16 protein-coding genes are annotated in these 19,838 nt (G+C 39.1%); 10 read left to right on the forward strand and 6 right to left on the reverse strand.

The genetic code is table 11. From position 1 onward, the window contains the following. Nucleotides 1-528 carry a DUF2569 domain-containing protein gene (locus EHQ58_RS10980; RefSeq protein WP_135623937.1) on the reverse strand — a complete coding sequence of 176 codons (528 nt, stop codon included), beginning with the start codon at nt 526-528 and terminating at the stop codon, nt 1-3. Between the two features lie 204 nt (nt 529-732). Here EHQ58_RS10980 and EHQ58_RS10985 point away from each other — a divergent pair, with 204 nt between their 5' ends. Genes EHQ58_RS10985 through EHQ58_RS11000 form a run of 4 tightly spaced genes read left to right on the forward strand, consistent with a single transcriptional unit; the run spans nt 733 to nt 6,160 of the window. Further along, entirely contained in the window at nt 733-3,519 is a 2,787-nt protein-coding gene (locus EHQ58_RS10985; RefSeq protein ID WP_246047325.1) for a M16 family metallopeptidase, read from the forward strand. Between the two features lie 9 nt (nt 3,520-3,528). Then, nucleotides 3,529-4,905 carry a hypothetical protein gene (locus tag EHQ58_RS10990; RefSeq protein ID WP_135623939.1) on the forward strand — a complete coding sequence of 459 codons (1,377 nt, stop codon included), beginning with the start codon at nt 3,529-3,531 and terminating at the stop codon, nt 4,903-4,905. Then, nucleotides 4,905-5,273, forward strand: coding sequence for a hypothetical protein (locus EHQ58_RS10995; protein ID WP_135623940.1), 369 nt, complete (start codon nt 4,905-4,907; stop codon nt 5,271-5,273). The genes EHQ58_RS10990 and EHQ58_RS10995 overlap by 1 nt, the downstream gene beginning before the upstream one ends. After that, nucleotides 5,270-6,160, forward strand: coding sequence for a DUF4436 family protein (locus tag EHQ58_RS11000; protein ID WP_135623941.1), 891 nt, complete (start codon nt 5,270-5,272; stop codon nt 6,158-6,160). Before EHQ58_RS10995 ends, EHQ58_RS11000 begins: the two co-directional genes overlap by 4 nt. A gap of 413 nt (nt 6,161-6,573) precedes the next feature. Here the strand turns inward: EHQ58_RS11000 and EHQ58_RS11005 are convergent, their stop codons facing one another. Beyond that, entirely contained in the window at nt 6,574-7,563 is a 990-nt protein-coding gene (locus EHQ58_RS11005; protein WP_135623942.1) for an HpcH/HpaI aldolase/citrate lyase family protein, read from the reverse strand. On the opposite strand from EHQ58_RS11005, the gene EHQ58_RS11010 reads away from it, so the two are divergent. Then, nucleotides 7,553-9,178 carry a thrombospondin type 3 repeat-containing protein gene (locus EHQ58_RS11010; RefSeq protein ID WP_135623943.1) on the forward strand — a complete coding sequence of 542 codons (1,626 nt, stop codon included), beginning with the start codon at nt 7,553-7,555 and terminating at the stop codon, nt 9,176-9,178. The two genes, EHQ58_RS11005 and EHQ58_RS11010, sit on opposite strands and share 11 nt — an antisense overlap. Nucleotides 9,179-9,198: 20 nt before the next feature. On the opposite strand, the gene EHQ58_RS11015 is transcribed toward EHQ58_RS11010, so the two are convergent. Next, nucleotides 9,199-9,573: a response regulator gene (locus EHQ58_RS11015; protein ID WP_135623944.1), complete on the reverse strand. Its 375-nt coding sequence runs from the start codon at nt 9,571-9,573 to the stop codon at nt 9,199-9,201. Between the two features lies 1 nt (nt 9,574). Then, the gene (locus EHQ58_RS11020) at nt 9,575-11,419 is read right to left on the reverse strand and encodes a PAS domain-containing sensor histidine kinase (protein WP_135623945.1); all 1,845 of its coding nucleotides are present in this window, start codon (nt 11,417-11,419) and stop codon (nt 9,575-9,577) included. Nucleotides 11,420-11,672: 253 nt separating this feature from the next. Here EHQ58_RS11020 and EHQ58_RS11025 point away from each other — a divergent pair, with 253 nt between their 5' ends. From EHQ58_RS11025 to EHQ58_RS11045, 5 genes are all read left to right on the forward strand, one after another. Further along, complete coding sequence (locus tag EHQ58_RS11025; RefSeq protein WP_135623946.1) at nt 11,673-12,716, forward strand: esterase/lipase family protein; 1,044 nt, start codon at nt 11,673-11,675, stop codon at nt 12,714-12,716. Nucleotides 12,717-12,841: 125 nt separating this feature from the next. After that, nucleotides 12,842-15,739: an Ig-like domain-containing protein gene (locus EHQ58_RS11030; RefSeq protein WP_135623947.1), complete on the forward strand. Its 2,898-nt coding sequence runs from the start codon at nt 12,842-12,844 to the stop codon at nt 15,737-15,739. A 7-nt stretch (nt 15,740-15,746) separates the two neighbouring features. Next, on the forward strand, nt 15,747-17,096 hold the full coding sequence (locus tag EHQ58_RS11035; RefSeq protein WP_135623948.1) for a hypothetical protein: 1,350 nt from the start codon (nt 15,747-15,749) through the stop codon (nt 17,094-17,096). A 136-nt stretch (nt 17,097-17,232) separates the two neighbouring features. After that, entirely contained in the window at nt 17,233-17,928 is a 696-nt protein-coding gene (locus EHQ58_RS11040) for an OmpA family protein (RefSeq protein ID WP_135623949.1), read from the forward strand. 6 nt (nt 17,929-17,934) lie between these two features. Next, complete coding sequence (locus EHQ58_RS11045) at nt 17,935-18,357, forward strand: globin domain-containing protein (RefSeq protein WP_135623950.1); 423 nt, start codon at nt 17,935-17,937, stop codon at nt 18,355-18,357. Here EHQ58_RS11045 and EHQ58_RS11050 read toward each other — a convergent pair whose 3' ends face one another. Together EHQ58_RS11050 and EHQ58_RS11055 are read right to left on the reverse strand one after the other, a co-directional pair. Continuing rightward, the gene (locus EHQ58_RS11050; protein WP_135623951.1) at nt 18,358-19,287 is read right to left on the reverse strand and encodes an ornithine carbamoyltransferase; all 930 of its coding nucleotides are present in this window, start codon (nt 19,285-19,287) and stop codon (nt 18,358-18,360) included. It lies immediately after the preceding gene. A gap of 101 nt (nt 19,288-19,388) precedes the next feature. Next, on the reverse strand, nt 19,389-19,730 hold the full coding sequence (locus tag EHQ58_RS11055) for an LEPBI_I2431 family sigma-54 regulated protein (RefSeq protein WP_135623952.1): 342 nt from the start codon (nt 19,728-19,730) through the stop codon (nt 19,389-19,391). Between the last annotated feature and the right edge of the window lie 108 nt (nt 19,731-19,838).

Below are 19,838 nucleotides of genomic sequence, written 5' to 3' on the forward strand. Positions count from 1 at the left end.
TCATTCTGTTTTGTCTTCGGGTGTTTTCACTTGTTCCGCATCGACGGATCTTCCTTCTACAAACGTAATTTTTACTCGTTTCGACACGAGCATGTAGGGAATCCATACGATAGCACCTAATAAAGCTCTCACCATTTCTTTGGCAGTCGCCGCATCAAACATCTCTTCATTCTTTAAGACAAGTGAACTAAGCCAAGCGTCCATAGGTATGAGGATCACAGGTAAAATTGCAAAAACGATATATAACTTGGGAAATTGGTAATGTTTTTTGAAAAACAAATAGGCAAGAAAAAAAGCAAATAAGATCATGAAGCCGTTGTAGCTTGCTTCAAAAATCAACAGAGGCTCCCAAAGAGGATTGTAAGATTCTGTTCCGGGTGTCGTCAGATATTCAAAACTACCATCTGTAAACATTTTATAAAACATGGGTCCTATTTCTGCGGCAAGTCTCAAGGGAGAAACAACGAGACCGAGTCCGATAAAAATCAGCCAACCTTTAAGTCCCTTTAAATTATTTTCCTCTTCCATAGCTGCCCCCTAACGATCCTTCCAATTTTGAATTGAGATTGATGACCAAGATTCACTTTTTCCTTGATTTAAAATAGTAAAATATTTAATCCTGAATACCTAATGTACCTTACCAAGCTCACTTCCAGATATTTCGTTTTCATCTTCCTTTTTTTACAATTGCATTGTAACACTCTGATCAATATTTTTTCGGATCCTTTTTACGTGCACGAATACCATTTGGAGAACGGACTTTCTGTCTATCTGAGTGTAAATGAGAAAGAGCCTGTAGTCAAAACTTCTATCCTTGTCGATGCAGGTTCTGCGGACGACCCGGAAGATGCAACTGGTCTTGCCCATTATTTAGAACATTTGATGTTTAAAGGAACGAGTCAAATCGGAACGACAGATTTCACCAAAGAAAAGGTCTTCCTGGATCAGATTGAAGACCTATATGAAAAATACCGCCAAACAACAAGTGCAACCGAACGTAAGAATATTTATGCAAAGATTGACGAGCTTTCTTTGAAAGCCGCAAAGTATGTAATACCCAATGAATTTTCCCGAATTCATAGTCTTCTTGGAATCTTTGATTCCAATGCTTTTACTTCTAATGATCGAACTTATTATGTGGCAACCGTGCCTTCCAATCAGGTAAAAAATTTTTTACATTTGGAATGGGAAAGGTTTCGCGATCCGGTATTTCGTACATTTCATACGGAGCTTGAGTCGGTTTTTGAAGAAAGAAATTTGCGTGTTGCTGATCCTAAGGCTCAATTATTCAAACGATATGATGAGATCATGTTTTCCTCTCATCCCTATGGAGAAAAAATCCCGATCGGAACCGATGAACATTTAAAAAATCCATCTATTAAGAAGATCAAAACATTTTATAACGAACACTACCTGCCAAATAAGATGGCAATCTGTATGTCTGGAAGTTTTGACCCGAGCGAAGTTTTGGAAGAAATCAAAAAAACATTTGGAACGATGCCTTCACATTCCAAACCTATAGAACTAAAAATACCTGAGCATAAACCTCAAGAATCTTCTCATCAAATTATAATTAACTCACCTAGAAAAACATATCTTTTTGGAATCAAATTTCCCAAACAATCACCACAATTATTAGCAGACGCACATACAATCGCTTTGTTGCTTGCAAATGGTTACAATGGACTGTTAGATGAAAGTTTGTATTATTCACAAAAAGCAAATTCTGTTTCCGTGACGATAACAGAATGGAAGGATTATGTTTTGCTTAACATTTGGGTGGAGCCTAACAAAAATCTTTCCCTGTCTGAGGCAAGGTCCATCATTTTGTCGGCTTTTCAAAAGATCGAAAGTTCTGAAGTTTCAGAAGAAATGTTCCAAGCAATAAAAACCAACCAAAGATTGGATTTAATCAAAAAGAAAGATAACAATGAGTTTCGTTTGAATGAGATGTCGGAAGCCTTTTTATCAAAGTGGAGTTATGATGATCTTCAAAAAAAATTCCAATCAGCAAACATATTGAAATTAGAAGATCTAAGTGGATTTGTGAAAGACTTTGTAAATCAAAACATAGTTTCGATAGAAACTGTAACTGGAAATTCAAGTTTTCCTTACATCACGAAACCTCCCATTTCCAAATTAGAATTTAGTTCTGAGGAAGAATCAATTTTCAAAAGACAATTCTCCATTGAACCAAGCCATTCGATTTCGCCCGAGTTTGCATCATTCGATCAAATCGATTCGAAAAATTATCCCAACGGAAACCAGATTATATACCAGAAAAATAAAGAGAACTCCCTATTCAAATTTAAGATGATCATTGAAAAGGGCGCTTGGATCAGTCCGTATCTTGGTATCTCTATAGAATATTGGAAACACCTAGGCACAGATCTCTACACAGCCAGTGCTCTTTCCACGAAATTTTACCTTCTCGGCAGTACCGTTTCCATACAAACAAGAGGCGAAACTTTGGAAATCACGATGGAAGGTGAGGACAAACAATTTATTCCTTCTTTCCGATTGTTAGAACATTCCATCAAATCGGTTGCCTCATCAAAAGAAGTTTGGGAAAATCTTCTCGGTAGTTACCTACAAAATTTGGAACTTCAAAATAAAGAAGAATCAGAACTGGATGCGGCACTGAATGAGTATGCTATCTTTGGGCATAACAGTCTTAGATTCTTTCAAGCAAACAGCAATGAACTGAAACAATTTAAGTCTTCAGATGCCATCGACATATTAGGTGACCTTTTAAAATATAAATCTAAAATTACATATTATGGGAATCTAGATTTTGACACTTTAGAAAAAACTGTATTCCGCGAATATATAACGCTTTCTACCACCAAAGATCCAAGTGTTTTGTCAAAAAAACAATTCAGAAACAGCAAAGAGACGAATTTCTTTGTCTTAACGAGGAATCGGCCGCATGTAGAACTAAACTATTTTTCCTCAGTTTTTATGCCATCTCCAACCAAATCGGCATATTTTTATATTTATAACGCCTTGTATGCGGGGCTCTCTTCTCCCTTTTTTATGAGAATGCGAGAACAAACAGGGAATGCCTATGCAGCGAACGTATATATGAGCGAACCGGCATTTCCAAAGGAACCTATTTTATGGTTTGCAAATCTTGCCTGCCAAGCAGATAAACTCTTAAGTTGTTTAACGGATGCGCAGGCGAGTTTAGAATCTCCTAACATATCTAAGATTCGATTCGAAGAGGCAAAAATTTCTGCCATTCATGCTGCCAGTACGATCCGAAAAACAAATGTTTATCTGATAGATGAATACAATCGGTCACTTCGTTTGGCCTTAGAAAAAGATTCTGACCAGTTGATGTTTGAATCTTTATCCGAAATTCAGTGGCAGGACTTTATCGATTTTACAAAGTCAATCAAGTCGGCAGGCTCTTTTCAGATCGCACTCATTGGTGACCCTAAAAAATTTAATCGCCAAAGTTTAAGCTCTAAAGGAAAAGTGGAAGAACTTCAAGCTTCCAAAATTTTGGGCAGATAGGAGACAGTAATGATTACCCAACTCAAAATGATCAGTAAAGAATATAAACACATCCGCATTCTTTCCGCTGAGGCAGTGGTCGCCTTTTATTTGGTTTTTTTTAATTTAGGAAATTTGGATTTAGACCATTCTTTCGGAATTTTCGACAAAGTGGGTTGGGCAAAAGATTTAGGACTTTATTTTCAGAAAAAAAATTACGAATCGAAACTCATAAAACAAATTGAATTTACTCCGAGTTTGGTGAGAGAAAATTGGGAGCTTGGACTTTTTTATTTAGAAACTGAAAAAAATCCAGAACTGGCGATCCAATATTTTACAAAAGGTTATGAAAATGATGTAACGGGAAATTTTCCCTTTCAAAATAAAATTTTTGAATCCCACATTCTAATCGGCCTCGAGCTTTTTAAGTTAGATGAGATGCTTTTTAAATATTGGGAAAACGATTACAATTTGTACACAAAAATTTGGAATGAAAAATACGACAAAGCATTGAGTTACTATAACATCGCAACTGGAATGGAAAGTTCTTCGTTTTATAACGATCCTAGAACAGTAGAATTTTTTATTTTAGAAGGCAATTTGCGTTTTTATGCTAATGATTATGTGAAAGCTGAGGAGTCTTACAAAACATGCATCTCCATGCAAAATGACCGTGAGGAGTGTTTTGTTGGACTCGCGCTAGTTAAGTTGCGGAATTCTGTTAATTACCCTGAATCAAAATATGCATTGGAAAATGAAGCCTACTCCCTTTTGCAGCGAAGCTATGAAACGCACGAAAAAGAAGAGAAACTTTTGTCAAAACATGGATTATTCGAATATTGGATTCAATCTCCCTCCAACCGTAGAAACCAGATTCAAAGAATTGAACCTCTAGCTCTGGAGATGACCCAGAAGAAAGACGATATTGGACTCTATCACTACGTTTTAGGACTAAGCTATTATGACCAGTGGAAGGAGAGTTTTACACCAAAAATGTTAAAAAGTTTTGAACTCGCAGCTGAGAAGGAACCTGATAGCCTAGACTACTGCATCGAGTATGGTTTTACTTATGCTTATTATGAAGATTCAATAAAAGGGATCAAACTTTTGGAAAGTTGTAAAGCTAAGTTTACGCCAACCTATCGTTTGTTATCTTATTTGGGTGATAGTTATCTCTTGGCTGGAAATTATGAAAAAGCAAGGGAAAATCATTTGGAAGCAGAAAACAGTGAGACATTTGCTGGCCAAAGAGAGAAAACTGTATCCCATCAAAATTCGTACTCCATTGGCAGAGCGAATTTGCTCTTAGGAAATCGTAATGAAGGGATTAAATATTTAGACTTGGCTTGCAATGGGGGACAAGGACTCGCTCAAGCCTGCACACGACTAGCAAAGGAGAAGGAATAATGGAACAAGAACAATTAGAATCAAACAGGCATCGAATCTTAAGCAAACTTTCTGCACGAATGAGTTTATTCGGAAAGATCATTATCGTCTTGGGCGTATTGTATGTCTCTGGCGGTTTGGTCACCATTAAAGATAATTTTGGAAACATCTTTGAAGGCATTGTACAAATGATTCTTGGCTATTTGACCATTCGTGTTTCCATCCTCTTTAAGAAAGCATCACTTCTTGAGAATCCGACAATCGATGATTTACTCCAGGCAATCAATGCGACCACAAATCTTTATGCTTGGCAATTGTACTTTTACGGATTTATTTTCTTCCTTGCTCTTTTTACCTTGTTATCTCTCGCGTGGACTAATCTTTCATGAAGCCGGTCAAAAAATTATTTTCTTCTAATAGGTTCCAGCTGATTTTTTTTCTTCTGATTCTCTTGGCAGGAAGTTATTTAGCAAGCGTTCGTTACTTCATCAAAGACAAATCTGATTTTGCTTCCTTTACCGACGTAGACATTGATCTTGTAAAGACTTCTGTGATCACGGCAGATGTCCGTTCCGTCGAAATCGACAAACGTGAGGCCAAAGTAGAGCTTAGGATATTCCTAGCGGAGGATTTAGCTCTGAATCACAGGTCGGATACACCTAAAGATGAATTGCGTTTAATTTCATACAGCAGCAATGAGGAGTTTGTTTTTAAAGCAAAGCAGCCCATTCGAAAAGTGCTCATTACGCTACCATTGGTCGGCACAATTACAGACTATCCGTTCGATACTTTCCAAGCCTCACTTGGTTTGGGTTTTTTTAAAAAAATCTCTGAATTCGAAACACTAGGGATTCCACTTGTTCTCAATATGCAATCTCCGATTGCAATTTACAAATTGGAGTTCTTTGAAAAACCTGTAGAGGATTTTTGGATTGATCGAAGCACCGGAAATGTTGATAGATTAATTCTAGTAGCTAGAACGAGGAGCAATCAATTTGTTTCTATGTTGATTATGGTGATGATGTTTTGTATTGGTCTATCCATCATACTCATTACAACCAGAATTTTACTCTACAATCAAAAGATACAGGTTTATGAGCTGCTATTCATTTCCATTTTGTTACTCGTTTTACCGGTGTTAAGGAATTCTCAACCCGGGATTCCTGGTTTCGGAGTGCTCTCTGATTATTTGTCCTTTTTTTGGGCATTGGGTTTAACGACGGTCAGTCTGCTGGTGTTAGCTATTTATTGGCATTTTTTTAAAGAGAAATCCTGACCTTTCCTGGGTTCTTACTTTTTCTTTCGAGGGATGGAAATGTAACCCATGCTTATCCCCGCCCGATAGAAGGGTGGGGAACTAGACCCGCCACCCAATGCGTTCCATTTATCATAGCAGTTGTTTAATTTCCAGTTCGATACAGAAAATAAAAAGTTTTTTTACTGAAAGATTGCCTTTCTGCTTTTACTTCGAGAATTCCATGAACTCATATTTTAATTCGCGAATTACTTAATTACCATTAATCGAATAACAAACAATTGAAAGGACAATACTTGTTGGATCTTTTCGATTTTAACCAGAGATTTGCTATGTAAGGGAATAGAAGTTATGAAAATGAATTGATTCGGCGACTAGTAGAGAGGAGTGCGAAAAACATCTCCCTGATCTCATGATCAGGGAGAATGATTCAATTAAGCGAAAAATCTTTTGTTGATTTCGTCTGGAAGTTTTTGTCCTGTGAGTTTTGCTCTTTGTACAAGTTCCCAGAAATATCTGTAAGTCGCTCTGTCATGTAAGTCCCCATCGTGTTGGATCGGACCCCAATCAGCATCCTGCGCTTTGATGAGGATGTCACATGCAGTTTGTGTTTCTGCAAAGTTAGGCGCCATAGCATCTAAGATTGATGTGATTTGTGCAGGGTAGATTGACCACATCCTTAAAAAACCAAATTCATCATGCGCACGTTTTGCATCTGCATACGTTTGGTAAATGTTTTTTAAATCTAGAGTTACGTTGTGAGCTGGGATGACACCATGCATAAGAGCAGCAGCCACGAGAGATGCTTTTCCACGGCGGAGTAGCTCGTGGTCGAATTGGCCAGGGGACTTCATGCAAGAAGCTGGAATCGCGCCATGGTGACCCGAGATAAAATCCATGAGTCCAAAGTCCAAAACTTGTAGCCAAGGCATCGCTGCGATTTCAAAAACTTCAGCAAGTGCGCCGTGTGTCTCGATAAGTACGTGAATAGGAATCTCTCTCTTGATTCCTGCTTTCTTACAAGCTTCTTGGATATAAGTGATTTGTTCTTTTACTTGAGACGCTTTGGTTGGTTTTGGGATTGTAATGTAAGCAATTACATTTCCGGCTCCTGGAACGATGATATCAATATCACCTCTCCAATGTTCGTTGGTATAATCATGAATACGAACGCCACTCATTTTGTGTTTGTTGAGTTCTGAGTTCTGGATGCGAACAATCATCTCGGCGTGTTCTTTTTCTTTTCCAGTTTGCGCGCCATCCTCGCAATCCATAGTGATGTCAAAAAGACCACCCATTTTGTTTTGGAGTTCAAGGGCTTTGGTGATGAGTTTTTCGGATCCAGCGAAGTGTTCACATGCAGGAATGATCGGGAAAGGTTTTTCTCCTGCGAAAAGTGCGGATTGCGGGTGAGTGAGTGCCATTCAAATTACCTTTATTACGGATTTTTTACCAAGTTTTGAGAAAAAAGTGACAAAGCAAGGAAGAATTCAGCGCTTTTCCCCGCGAGTTGAGATAGAATGGATGCCTATGATTCGAATGCTCACTGTAGTTGTTTTTATCTTTTGTTCCGTGCAAAGTTCGGAAGCAAAAGATTCTCTTTCCTTCTGGAAAACGAACTCTTTCCAGAAGGAAATTCGAGAAGATGGACGGATTCGACTGTCTACGGAAATTGAAGTTTTTGGAGAGCCAAAAACCGTAGAAGTGATTTTCACACCAGATGTAGAAGAGTTTGCTCCGATCATCCTTCAAAATTCCATCCGCCTCATTCCTGTCATAGCACGTTTCCTTGGAATTGCACCCAAACAGGGTGTGTATACGATCACACATTTATCGGATAAATCCACAGCGCGCAATGAGGGAAATACGGTTCTCATTCCTTTCAATTATCCAGATCCAAAAAAGGCACTACCTATACCTTTACTCTATCACGAAATTGACCATTGGTGGTTTGGTCAAAATCCCAGATTTATTTCTGAGGGTGTTAGTAGTTTTCTCCCCTTGGCATTGCATCATTCGGGCCAACTAACACTTACACCTGATGAAATTTTAGAGATTCTAAATTGGTGGGGCTTTTATAACCCTACGATTTTAAAAGATATACCACTCGGAGATATGGAGTTCAAAAATTTGAACGAAGAGGAGAGTTTTTCGCTTCATTATCAGAAAACATTCAAAATCCAATACATTCTCTTTCAGGAATTGGGACATGATGGATACCTCAAGTTTTTAAAATCAATAATAGACTATGAATCGATGAGCGAACATTTTGTGCAATCTGTAGGAGTCTCTCAAAAAACAGAGGGTATCTTGAACCTACTCAATCAAACAAAACAGATAAATTGGAAAAAAATCCTCTCTGGATGGTTACTTACGAAGGATTATTCAGGTGTTTCGATTTCTGAATGGAAAGATACAGACCTTGACGGACTTATGGATGTAGAAGAAAGATATCTTGGTACAAATATAAAATTATCCGATACTGATAAAGATGGATTAAATGATGGAGCAGAAGTCGCGCTTGGAACAAATCCATTAGTTCCTGATTCACCAAACATCTTTGAAAATCGCTTAGAAATAAACGGACCCGTGTTAGATGGAAATGCGAGTGATTGGGATTTTATATCAAAAAAGAAGGTGGCAACATCTCTCGCAAATCCTAAGATCGCTGGACATTTTGATCTCGTTATGTTTCAATATTTCCTGGTAGATGACATACTGTATGGATTTTTAAAAACAAGAGAACTTCCCAGGATTGACAAAACTACCAAAGGGTTTTATTATTTTTTTGTGGATCAGTCGACAGCCGCGAAAACGGAAGGCTTTGGTTTTTGGTATGCCAGTGATGCACGTATTGGATGGGAGATTCGAAAAGAAGGTTCACCCGAAGTCGTATATGGAAAGGTGGGCGAGGGATTTGAATTTAAAATCAAGATTCCAAAGTCTGACCCCAAGCCCAAAAAGCTGATACCTATCCTCCGAAAAACAGAAAATGTTGGATTTTGGAGGGATTATATCCCGATCGAAATTGAAAAGTGAATCGATTAACAGAAGGCGCGTTAGACGTCTTTCAAAACACTCGCTATTAATTTTAATAGCACAGTTTCACTGATTGGTTTTGTTAGCTTCCAAGTATTCGTTATCAAGCTAGTTTTTTTGAGTGTTGCTTCGTCGTTATATCCAGATATAAATATAACAGGAAAATTATATCGTTTTCGTAGAATATTCGTAACTTCTATCCCATCTATGGAATTCCTCAAAGTAATATCCATTAACGCAATGTCGGGGCAATCCTTTTCAACACTTTTAAAAACCTCGTCTCCAATAGAAACAACACCACTGATTTCAAAACCTTTATTCTTGAGGATTTTCTTCAAATGAAGGGCATGTAAGGCTTCATCCTCGACAATTAATATTTTCTTTTTTGCCTCCATATCAAATTCTATCTGCGTTTAGCGTTTCCTTAAAAGCCAAAGTAAAACGTGTTCCTTCTTTTTTTTCCAATTCCAAGGAACCACCCAGCTGTAATTCTGATAACATCACAATTGCTTCTAAGCCATAGGATTCGGTATTTTTTAGATCAATCGAATCAGGGAAACCAATGCCATCGTCCGTTACGGATATCAGAATCTCGTCGCGTTCAGTTTTCTTCATTTGGATTTTAATAGTACCTTTCCGCCCGTCAGGAAATGCATGTTTGACAGCATTTGTGAATAGTTCATTTACAATGAGTCCACAGGGAATGGCTGTGTCAATATTGGCATTCACTTCTTCCATTGCTGTGACAATCACAATATTAGCACTCTCTATTAGTAGATTATTCTTAAGCAACTCTACCAATTCAATTAAATAAATTTTTAAATTAATTCTAGATAGGTCATTCGATTGGTATAATTTTTCATGTACCAAGGCCATACCTAGAATTTTGTTTTTAGTCTCATCAAGCAGGTTTTTTATTTCTTCGTTTTGGGAATATAAAGATCTCATAGAAAGCATAGAACTGATGACCTGCATATTGTTCTTTGTGCGATGATAAAGTTCTCTTAATAGTATCTCTTTTTCTTTCAGAGATTTCCGAATTTTTTCCTCTGTTTTTTTTAATTCAGTAATGTCTTGGCTTGTCCCAGCTAAGCTGACTACTTCTCCCTGTATATCTAAAACAGGTTGGCAAATGGCAATCACGATCTTTTGATCCAGGTTAGGCAAACAAATACGATGCTCTATTTCGTACGGGGTTCCCTGGTGAATCGCTTTGTTCACATAGGTTAAAAATAAGTCTCTGTCATCTGTATGAATTCTTTCTACCATGCTTTCAAAATCTGGTGCACCTTGCTCGAGATCGAATCCCCAAATATGAAACATTTCTTCTGACCATTCGATTTTCTGCGATTCAATATCATATAACCAACTGCCAATTTGAGCTAATTTCTGTGCGTTGTTTAAAGCCTTTTCAATGTTTCCTAAGCTGATTTTGGCTTTTAGAGTGTCTTCTTCGATTTGCTTCTGTTTGGTGATATCTTGAGTGACACCAAAGATTATATTTTCGTTTTCGCTGCCTATCTCTCCAAGTTCGAGCGCAATGATATAAACATTTCTAATCTCTCCCGACGGACGTTTGATTCTAAATTCAAAGGGTTCGAATATTTGATTTTTTAATAAGCTTTCCACTCCCTTTTCTAGCTTTGGCAAATCTTCTGGGATAACCGTTTTCGTTACGTTCTTATTTGAGGGATAAAAGTTCTCTTTGGTGACTCCATAAATGCGATACATTTCATCAGACCATTCTGCTTCATCGGTGGCCATATTCCATTTCCAACTACCGACATGGCTTAATTTTTGAGCTTGGTTTAAGGTAGTATTAAGTTCATGTAATTTCTTGTTTTGTAAATCTAATTCTTTCCGAAATAAATCTTGATTGGTAATCTCTCGCATAACATAGAGACTCACTTCGTCTTCTTTGTCTTGAATGACGGATATTTGAACATCTACAATTCGACTAGCGCGATCTTTTCTTGAAACCGAAAATTCTCTTCGGCCAAGGGAAGTAGGTGCCTTGTAGATGGACTGCTCTTCTTTGTTTGTAAGCTCTTTACCCATGGATGTGTCGATCCAATCAGAAAGTCGTTTACCAATACAATCTGCTTCCTCCAAAGTTCCAAATAATTCCAAAACAGCAGGATTTACAGACTCGATGAGTCCGTTTCTTGTGATGACAAAAGAATCAGCTGACGAATCAATTAATATTCGATAGGTAGACGCATTCATTTTTGTAATTTCCAAAGATGATTTTCTTTCCAGAAGAAGAGCGTAAAAATCGATAAGGATGCCCAATCATTGAGCATAAACTAAACAATAGTTATCAGATATGGCAAGTTTATTTTCAACTCGGATACCAAACCAAACCGTTGCCGTAACGGATGGAAAAGGGCGGAAAACAAAGAGAAACAAGTCGATTTTGTAGCAAAGGATGGTAAAATCGCATGACGTAAGTAGGCAGTACATCTTAATTACGCCTTAGGTAGATGAAAAGAAGATGAAAGATAAAAACAAGAATGGAAGTGTCGACACACCTAAACAAGGCAAAGAACCGATCGACTGGGCTGAAAAATGGGACACCACCAAAAAAGTTCTCAAACAATCTAAAACCACAAGCATATCGGTGTTAAATGGAGTCGTTGGGAACCATCTAGAAAAAATCGACATCCTTTCTCAAGAAATGAATTTTTATCAAAACCAAATGCCGATCAAGCTCAGTAAGGAGGAATTGAAGGCACTCAATATCGGCAATAAAATTTGTATTCTTGTTCACGGTCTTGTCAGCGACGAAACCATGTGGTCTTTTCCTAAATCGAATGAAAACTACGGAACACTCCTTAAAAGAGATTTTAAGTATGATCCATTCTATCTCCGTTATAATAGTGGTAGGCACATCTCCGATAATGGTAAAGATCTCGATCTATTGCTCCATCAATTGCTGCAAAATGCACCAAAACCGATTAAGGAAATCGTTTTCATTTGCCATAGTATGGGCGGGCTTGTGACGCGAAGTGCTTGTTACTATGGAACCAAACAGAAATCAAAATGGGTTTTGTTGACTAAAAAAATCATCTTCATCGGTTCCCCCCACCACGGCGCACCATTGGAAAAATTTGGCAACGCAGTCACAACGGTGCTTGGCAAAATACCAAATCTATTTACTCATCTCACCAAAAAAGCCATCAACTTACGGAGCGCCGGCATCAAAGACCTTCGGTATGGACTTCTGGTTGAAGAAGATTGGAAGGGAAAGGACCCCGATAGTTTTGTAAATTCAGAAAAAACGCACGTGCCTCTCTTAAAGCATATCGCATATTATGTGATGACAGGAACGTTGATGAAAAATCCGAATCATTTCCTTTCTGAATTTTTCGGAGACGCCATCGTCGGAAAATGGAGTGCCAAGGGAAAATCTGGCAATGCCAAATACGACCTCGAGTTCCTCGAAAAAAACACCAAAGAATTTCCTGGCATCACCCACATCAAACTGATGCACGACCAAACTGTGTATGATCAGATTTGCGTCTGGATGAAAAGGTGAACGCCGTTCAGAACGTAGTTCAGAAAAAAATCTAACACCCATCATATTTTTGCTTGCCCGTCTACGGATAAGACCTCATTCCTAGTGTAATTGTAAAAAGCAATGTTAAAAATTAGGAATCGAAAATGCAAACAATACGAAAATGGGTGGGCGCCGCTTACGCTCTAATTATATTCTCTAGCTCTTTCATGTCTTGTGCCGCCTTTCTAGATGAAAAAGGCAAGTTTTCTCTCTTTTCCGAGAGCAAAATCCAAGACCCCATTGCACTCCGGAACCAGTTCTTAAGTGCCTCTGTTTTTTTTCGAGGAAACGGAACGGTCACAGAAAATGTGGGCACAAGTGGTGGTCGCGTTTCCAACGGATCTGTGGCAGTTGATGTACCTTCTGGTGCCCTTTCTTCCGACACACAAATTTCCGTGAGTGTTGAAGAGATGTCGGAATCCGATGTCCCAGGCCTCACGCCAGTGGCTGCAAAAATTGTTCTCTCTCCAGACGGTCTGACATTCGCAAAACCGGTGACTTTGACGGTTAAGTATGATGCAGCAAAAGTGGCATCCAAAGTCCAAAACGAGCTCACTCAAATTTATTATTATAATCCTGCGACCAATGATTGGGAACAACAGACAACGACAGTTGACATTGCCAAAGGGACGTTAACGACAGAACTAAATCATTTTTCTACCTACGGTGCCCTTCATATCAACATCGAGAAAATTGTGAGCCGCATCATTACAGATTCCTCCTCCATCCGCACGGCCGCGACACAATTCAGAACTTACCTGCAAAGGTTCAGAAGGACAAACGACCGAAATAATTTTTACTCTCTTTACAACCAAACCTTGCTTCCCTTTTTAAACATTGTAAAAGCAGAGTATGCTCCTGCGAAAGACCCTTTGCTACTCACATTTACGAACGATGACTTTGACCAGGATGGTGCCAGAAACAGTTCCGATACATACCCTTACGATCCGTCAAACGGGAATGATACCATTGCGCCAACTGTTGTTAGTGGAACTCCCGTAACGAATGTTTTGCCTCTTGCTCCTGGAAATAATTTTGTTGTAACATTTAATGAACCAGTAAACGAACTCACCGTGCTTTATGCCGGGTTTGTTTCAAAGGATCAAAATTTATATGCTCCTCTAAAATTCAAATCGATCTCAAGTGATCGCAAAACGGTCACTTATACAAATGAATTCACTTTGGATTCCGATTCAAACTATGCCTTTTATATAAATGGCGTGACGGATGAAATCGGAAACTACCTTGCGGGCTATCGCATTGTGACTTCCTTTCATACGGCAGACGTGACCTCACCACAGGTCGTAAAAATGGAGCCGGAAGGTATGGGACTTGATCCCGCGGGGATCACGCAAATTGTGGTTCATTTTAACGAACCGATGAAAGAGGCGGGACTTGAGCTAACAAAGTTGATAGGATTTGGAGACCCGGAACTTGAATACGTGAGTCTTTCCGCTGATAAAAAAATCGCAACCTATAACATCAAAGCGACGACACCGCTTAGGGGGAGTGCCGCCTATGGATTAAAGGTGGATGAATCACTGAAAGATTTATCGTCAAACCCAATTGCCGTGGGTGGCAGGATTTATTTTTTTGGCACAGCAGACAATGAGCCTCCAACGATTACAAATTATGAGCCTCAAGGAAACACTGTTGCGCAAACAACACGAGACCTTTATTTAACTGTGAGCGAAGATATTGATAGTAGCAATCTTAGTTCCCTCATTTCCGTGGAAGACGAAACGGGAGCCAATGTCATCCCAATCACAAATGTCTCTTATGATTCTTCACTTCGTAAAATTTCAATTCAAGTTGCCGCCAATAGTTTCACCGAAAAGAAAAAATATAATATTAAGGTTTCAGCTGGTCTCAAAGATGGTATTGGCAATGCAACGCAGGTTGCCTCACTCCATCCGTTTGAAATAGGTGATACAACTCCGCCTTCGATACTTTCGGTCTCTCCGGAAATGGAGTATAATTTAGTTCATTTTGGTGGTCTCCAACTTAAAATTAAATTCAATGAAGCCATGGATCGGCAATCCCTGTTTACGAATCCTATAGTTCTGAAAAATCTAACAGACAATACAGAACTTCCGATTTCCCTCTCCTCCTACGATGACTACCTAAATGAGGCAACGTTTTATGTCGATGGAGAGATTCTTGGTAGCTATAAAGAGTATAATTTCATGACATCAACATCGTATACTGATAGAGCTGGTCTTATTGTACAGAACTCGAAGACAGGTTACTTTACAACTACAGCTGATCAGTTGATCCCATCGAATCCGACTGTCTCAAAATCAAATCTAGTTACGTGTAATAATGGATACCGTCTGAGAACAGAATTCAGTCGTAAAATTGCGTTTCCTGAGGAACCTAACTACCATTCAGTGGAAGCAAAATTTAATTACAGTCTTTCAAGATATACGTATGGCTATTTGCCCGGTGTTGTTGGAACGAATCGGAATTTCTGTGAGGTTCGTAGACAGGATTACTACAAACCAAATCCAGAGTTTATATCTTGCATTAGTATTTTATGGGGAAACCCGTGGGGGATCGTATGCTGGCTTCTTCCTACAACAGTCTATGCTGGATCTTATGATATTGCTGGACCTTGTAAAGGATATAACTATTCAGGCGTAACGAGACAAACATCATTGGACTTAAGGACGGTCTCGTATTCTGCTGATGCAAAAACATCAACGTTTTCCACTCAGTTGGGCACTTCATTTAAAGTGATACCTACAAATGATAATTTTTGCCAAAGGATGGATTACAATACAAACTATGCTTATATTGGTAGCATCAAATATCCAGTGATTGCTCCAGAAGGATATAACTGCAATGAATTGAATACATATGTTTGGCCAGAGATTACTTCTCATTCTTATGCCACTGACTTTGTAGACTTAAACAATAAAACTTTTAGATTCAGTCGTTGGAACTATGGGTATTGGCAGGCATATTCTCAAAATCCGAAAACCAACGAATGTTCGAACTGAGATAAAAATGAAAGAAAGATACATTTTAGCCTTATTTCTGGCTATCAGTTTTGCATGTAAGCCTGGGCAAAGTGATAGCAATGATTTGGTGCGATTACTTTTGGTTTCCGATTTATTCGGAAACCAAATCAATTTACAATTAGACCGACAAGGATCGGTTATATCTACAAGAGCATCATCGGATACTCTTTCCTCTTTACCAGAAAAGTTTAAGGATGGACGACCAACTCAGGTAGTTCCCGCGAAAAATTTCCGCCTGGACTTGTTACGCATTTTCCTTTGGAAATCAAAGGCTATGGGTGGTGTAGAATACGGGAAGGAAACCATTGCCAATGCGGATGTCACGATTTTAGATATGGGCGCGCAAGGTACAGGGGCTGAAGCTTCTGGTAAGGTAGCATATGGGGTCTTTGAAGGAAACATACTTCAGAATTCGTATGCATATGGAGATTTTGATGGAAATGTTGTTACCCAATGGTCGGTCAGCGAACAGTGGAAAGATGGTAGCTATGACCGCATCGGACTAGAACTTTCAGAGATAGTATTCGAGTATGATATGGCGCGTCTCTCTTCGAAGGCAAGCAGAGTTGTTTCTTTAGAAGTGAAGGGAATCGCAACTCCAAATAATGCCGTTAGCAGTATGGATCGTTATGTGCAAGCCAAAGCAGTACCTGTTATGTATGTTCTTTCCTATCCAAGTAAATACAACACGGAAACCGATACTCCTTGCTCCGACAGAAATCCGAACTTTGTTTCTACTGTGAGTGGAAGCCAAAATCTCCGTTGCACGGGTGTAGATGTAGATAGATTCTATGTCGACGCAAGAACGGGAGGTCCTTCTCTAGGAAATCCTTTTTATTTTCGCAGTTTTGCTTCCAATCTTACAAACGTTCCAAACTTTACAGCAGCCGAATACGATCGTTTTGCTACGGATGCGTTGCCTTATCCGAGAGTTCCTATCGATATCAAAAGTCATTTTTTAAATTGGGAAACGCCGACAAACACTGCTGAATACGAAAATGAAATCTGGAAAACAGAGCGAGTCATTCTCCTTAAGCTACCCAATGCCTCCAATAAACGCAAAAAGATTAACATCAATATAGATGCCTCCGTCTCCTTTGTTTACCAGACTGCCGCCACGGATGCCAAATTTGAAAGGAACGAAGTTCCGACGTTTAACTATCCGGCTCTATCTGCTTCCGATTTGTCGGTCAAACTCGATTCCACTTGGCTCACTGCCTACGGCAATGACTACTCCGCTTGGTCCTATGCTCCGAAAAATGGGAACCAACCAGATCCGACGAACGGGCGCGATTTTGGATATTTTTTACCTAAGTTTAGTGTGACTGCGGAGTAGGGGAACCGAGATTTGAATCCGTCGAAGGACTTGCAAGCTTCAATTTCCGTGAGCCTAACATCGAAATCCGTCCGAACGCTCATAAAAAATTTGGTTATTTTCTTCCCAGAATCTCGGTGAAAGTAAAATAGCTTTTATGTTACGTTTTTTTTTACCATTCCTAATCCTATTCTTCTTATCTTGTAAAAGTTTGGGCATTAAACTTTCGGAACTCAAACCTGTGGATTCATCTAATAAGTGCAATACGGAAAGTGAAGTGAGAAGTTACCGAGTCCTCTTCCTGTTGCCATTTTATCAGCAGAAATTGAGTGAGCCAAATTTTGGTACCAAAAGCAAAATCGTAAATATCCGGGAATATGCCAAACCTTGGGACATTGCTTTTACTTTTATTGGATTTTTATTCTCTCTCAATTCCTCGACTAAAATCTACACGTTTTGTGATTCGACCGATATGGAAACCATGGAAGGAAACACTTCTATGTTACCTTTTTCGCATTATAAGGCAGTGAATTCGAGTAAGCCCGCAGAAATGCTAAGCTTTCCCAAGGATGACTATCACGTAGATGAAAAGGAGCGAGTAAAACTCGTTCAACTTGCACATACTTTATTAAAGGCCGAGGAAAAATTCCAACTGATACTCGTAGGAAAAACGAACTCATCCGGTGATATCGCCTACCAAACACGACTGACTAAAAGAAGGGCAGAAGAAATTAAATCGGTGTTCGTTGGTGAATCTTTTGATGCAGATCGTATCACACTTGTTTTAACGGAAAAAGAGTTTGGTGGGACCGAATCTGTATCCAATATCGCTATCTTCTTAATCAAAGAGTAGAGCGTCGTGTTACCTGAAAGAGAAATTTATACTCCTCAGGAGGGGCCACCGGGTCCGCAGCCGGGGCTTGCGGAGCTTTTTGCAGAATGGGGGGAGGCTACCATGCGAGATTTGGTGTCTTCATTTTACGATCGCATCTCTTTATCAAAAATCGCAAAGATGTTTCCGACAGATTTGCAAATTGCCAAACAAAAGCAGGCCGATTTTATCATTCAGGTGACAGGCGGACCAAGTTATTACTTAAACAATTGGGGTCCCGCAAGAATGCGAATGCGCCATTTTGCCTTTGAAATTGACGAAGAGGCGAGACGAGAATGGTTGCGCTGTTATAAGGAATCTTTGGCTGAGATGGAAGTTTCTGTTCGATCCAAAGAAATTTTCACTCAGTTCTTAGAAGAATTCAGTCGGTGGATGATCAATAAACGCTAGTTACGCGTTTTCGAGTAATTTTAATATCACTGCTTTTTGAGCATCTAACCTATTTTCTGACTGGCTAAAAATAATGGAACGCTCGCTTTTTACTACGTCTCGAGTGATTTCATAACCAGCATGGATTGGCATGTCGTGCATTATTTTTGCCTTCGAATTTTTGATTAGCTCCATGTTCACCTGATATGGCATCATTAAGGAAATTCTTTCCTCCTTCTCTTTTTTGTAAGCGGGATCATTAAAAAATTCCATATCTACCCAAGTGTCAGTGTATATATAATCTGCATTCTTTACGGCTTGGTTTACATCTGTTTCCCAAGAGAGAGTTTTTTTTGCTAAACCACGATCAATGATTTCTTTTACTTTGGATTCTTCTGATGCGATTGGAGTTACCAAGGTTAAATGAATGCCTAGTGCCGCAGTGATTCCGATAAGTGAATTTACTACATTGTTGTGTACGCCAATATAGCAAATGTTAGTTGATTTCCAGTCCTTTGGTCTATCCATAACGATAGTCAAGATGTCCGCCAGTGACTGGCATGGGTGGAAAAGGTTGCAGCAGCCATTAATGACAGGAACTTGAGAACCATCTTTTAGAACTAGTAGGTCCTCATTTTTCTTAAGGCGAGCCATGATGATTGAGACATTACGGGAAAGGTATTCCGCCTCAAAGTCTATATCAGAAAGGGAAAAATTTGAAGACATCCAATCCAGAAATATAGCATGACCCCCAAGTTCGGTCATGCCCGCTTCAAAGGAGACACGAGTTCTTGTCGAGGTTTTTTGAAACAACATGGCCATAGATCTGCCAGCCATGTGCCCCGAGAAATAAACTCGGTTTTGTTTTACATAAATGGCAAAGTTCAGTAATTCTTCAATTTCGGAATCAGTCCAATCCTTCCAGGATATGAGGTGTTTGATCACAGACATAGGTCCTACCTATTATCTATATCGGCATACACTGTAGTTGTTTGAAGTGAAGGATGTAAAAAAGGTCGGAAGGAAGGTACACTTCCTCCCGAAGGTTTTGTTTAAGCAGCGGCCATGGACAGGGCAATCATCACATCAGGCAAAAGCATTTCTTCCGTGAATTTCAGTCCAAATTGGGTTCCATCTTTCGTCTCTTTTGTCCAAATGACCCGTCCAGAATACTTTATTTTAGATCGAGTCAAATCGCTCTCAATGACTCCAGAAAGTATGTCCTTCTCAGTCAACTCCACGCCTAAATCTATCGTTCCACTCATTCCAATTTCTGAGATTGTTTCGACTGTCGCGATAAGGAATTCAGGGGTTTCATTTTTGGAATAAACTTTGATTACAAAATCTTTCCATGCCCCCGAGATCAGTCTTTCTTTGGTTCGTGATTCTATCATAAATCATCTCCTAAATACACTAAACACTGTGCATAATTCGTGCCAAAGCTAGAAAACGTTGATTGAAATCTTGCCGAAACAGAAAAATCATAAGCTTGACTCAATATG

The sequence above is a fragment of the Leptospira ognonensis genome (assembly GCF_004770745.1).
Taxonomy (GTDB): Bacteria; Spirochaetota; Leptospiria; order Leptospirales; family Leptospiraceae; genus Leptospira_A; species Leptospira_A ognonensis.

Bases quoted from the DNA above. Each gene is read 5' to 3' on its own strand.
- EHQ58_RS11050 (WP_135623951.1), bottom strand. From the start codon at position 19,287: ATGTCTGTGATCAAACACCTCATATCCTGGAAGGATTGGACTGATTCC.
- EHQ58_RS11035 (WP_135623948.1), top strand. From the start codon at position 15,747: ATGAAAGAAAGATACATTTTAGCCTTATTTCTGGCTATCAGTTTTGCA.
- EHQ58_RS11030 (WP_135623947.1), top strand. From the start codon at position 12,842: ATGCAAACAATACGAAAATGGGTGGGCGCCGCTTACGCTCTAATTATA.
- EHQ58_RS11015 (WP_135623944.1), bottom strand. From the start codon at position 9,573: ATGGAGGCAAAAAAGAAAATATTAATTGTCGAGGATGAAGCCTTACAT.
- EHQ58_RS11000 (WP_135623941.1), top strand. From the start codon at position 5,270: ATGAAGCCGGTCAAAAAATTATTTTCTTCTAATAGGTTCCAGCTGATT.
- EHQ58_RS11025 (WP_135623946.1), top strand. From the start codon at position 11,673: ATGAAAGATAAAAACAAGAATGGAAGTGTCGACACACCTAAACAAGGC.
- EHQ58_RS11040 (WP_135623949.1), top strand. From the start codon at position 17,233: ATGTTACGTTTTTTTTTACCATTCCTAATCCTATTCTTCTTATCTTGT.
- EHQ58_RS10990 (WP_135623939.1), top strand. From the start codon at position 3,529: ATGATTACCCAACTCAAAATGATCAGTAAAGAATATAAACACATCCGC.
- EHQ58_RS11055 (WP_135623952.1), bottom strand. From the start codon at position 19,730: ATGATAGAATCACGAACCAAAGAAAGACTGATCTCGGGGGCATGGAAA.
- EHQ58_RS10980 (WP_135623937.1), bottom strand. From the start codon at position 528: ATGGAAGAGGAAAATAATTTAAAGGGACTTAAAGGTTGGCTGATTTTT.
- EHQ58_RS11005 (WP_135623942.1), bottom strand. From the start codon at position 7,563: ATGGCACTCACTCACCCGCAATCCGCACTTTTCGCAGGAGAAAAACCT.
- EHQ58_RS10995 (WP_135623940.1), top strand. From the start codon at position 4,905: ATGGAACAAGAACAATTAGAATCAAACAGGCATCGAATCTTAAGCAAA.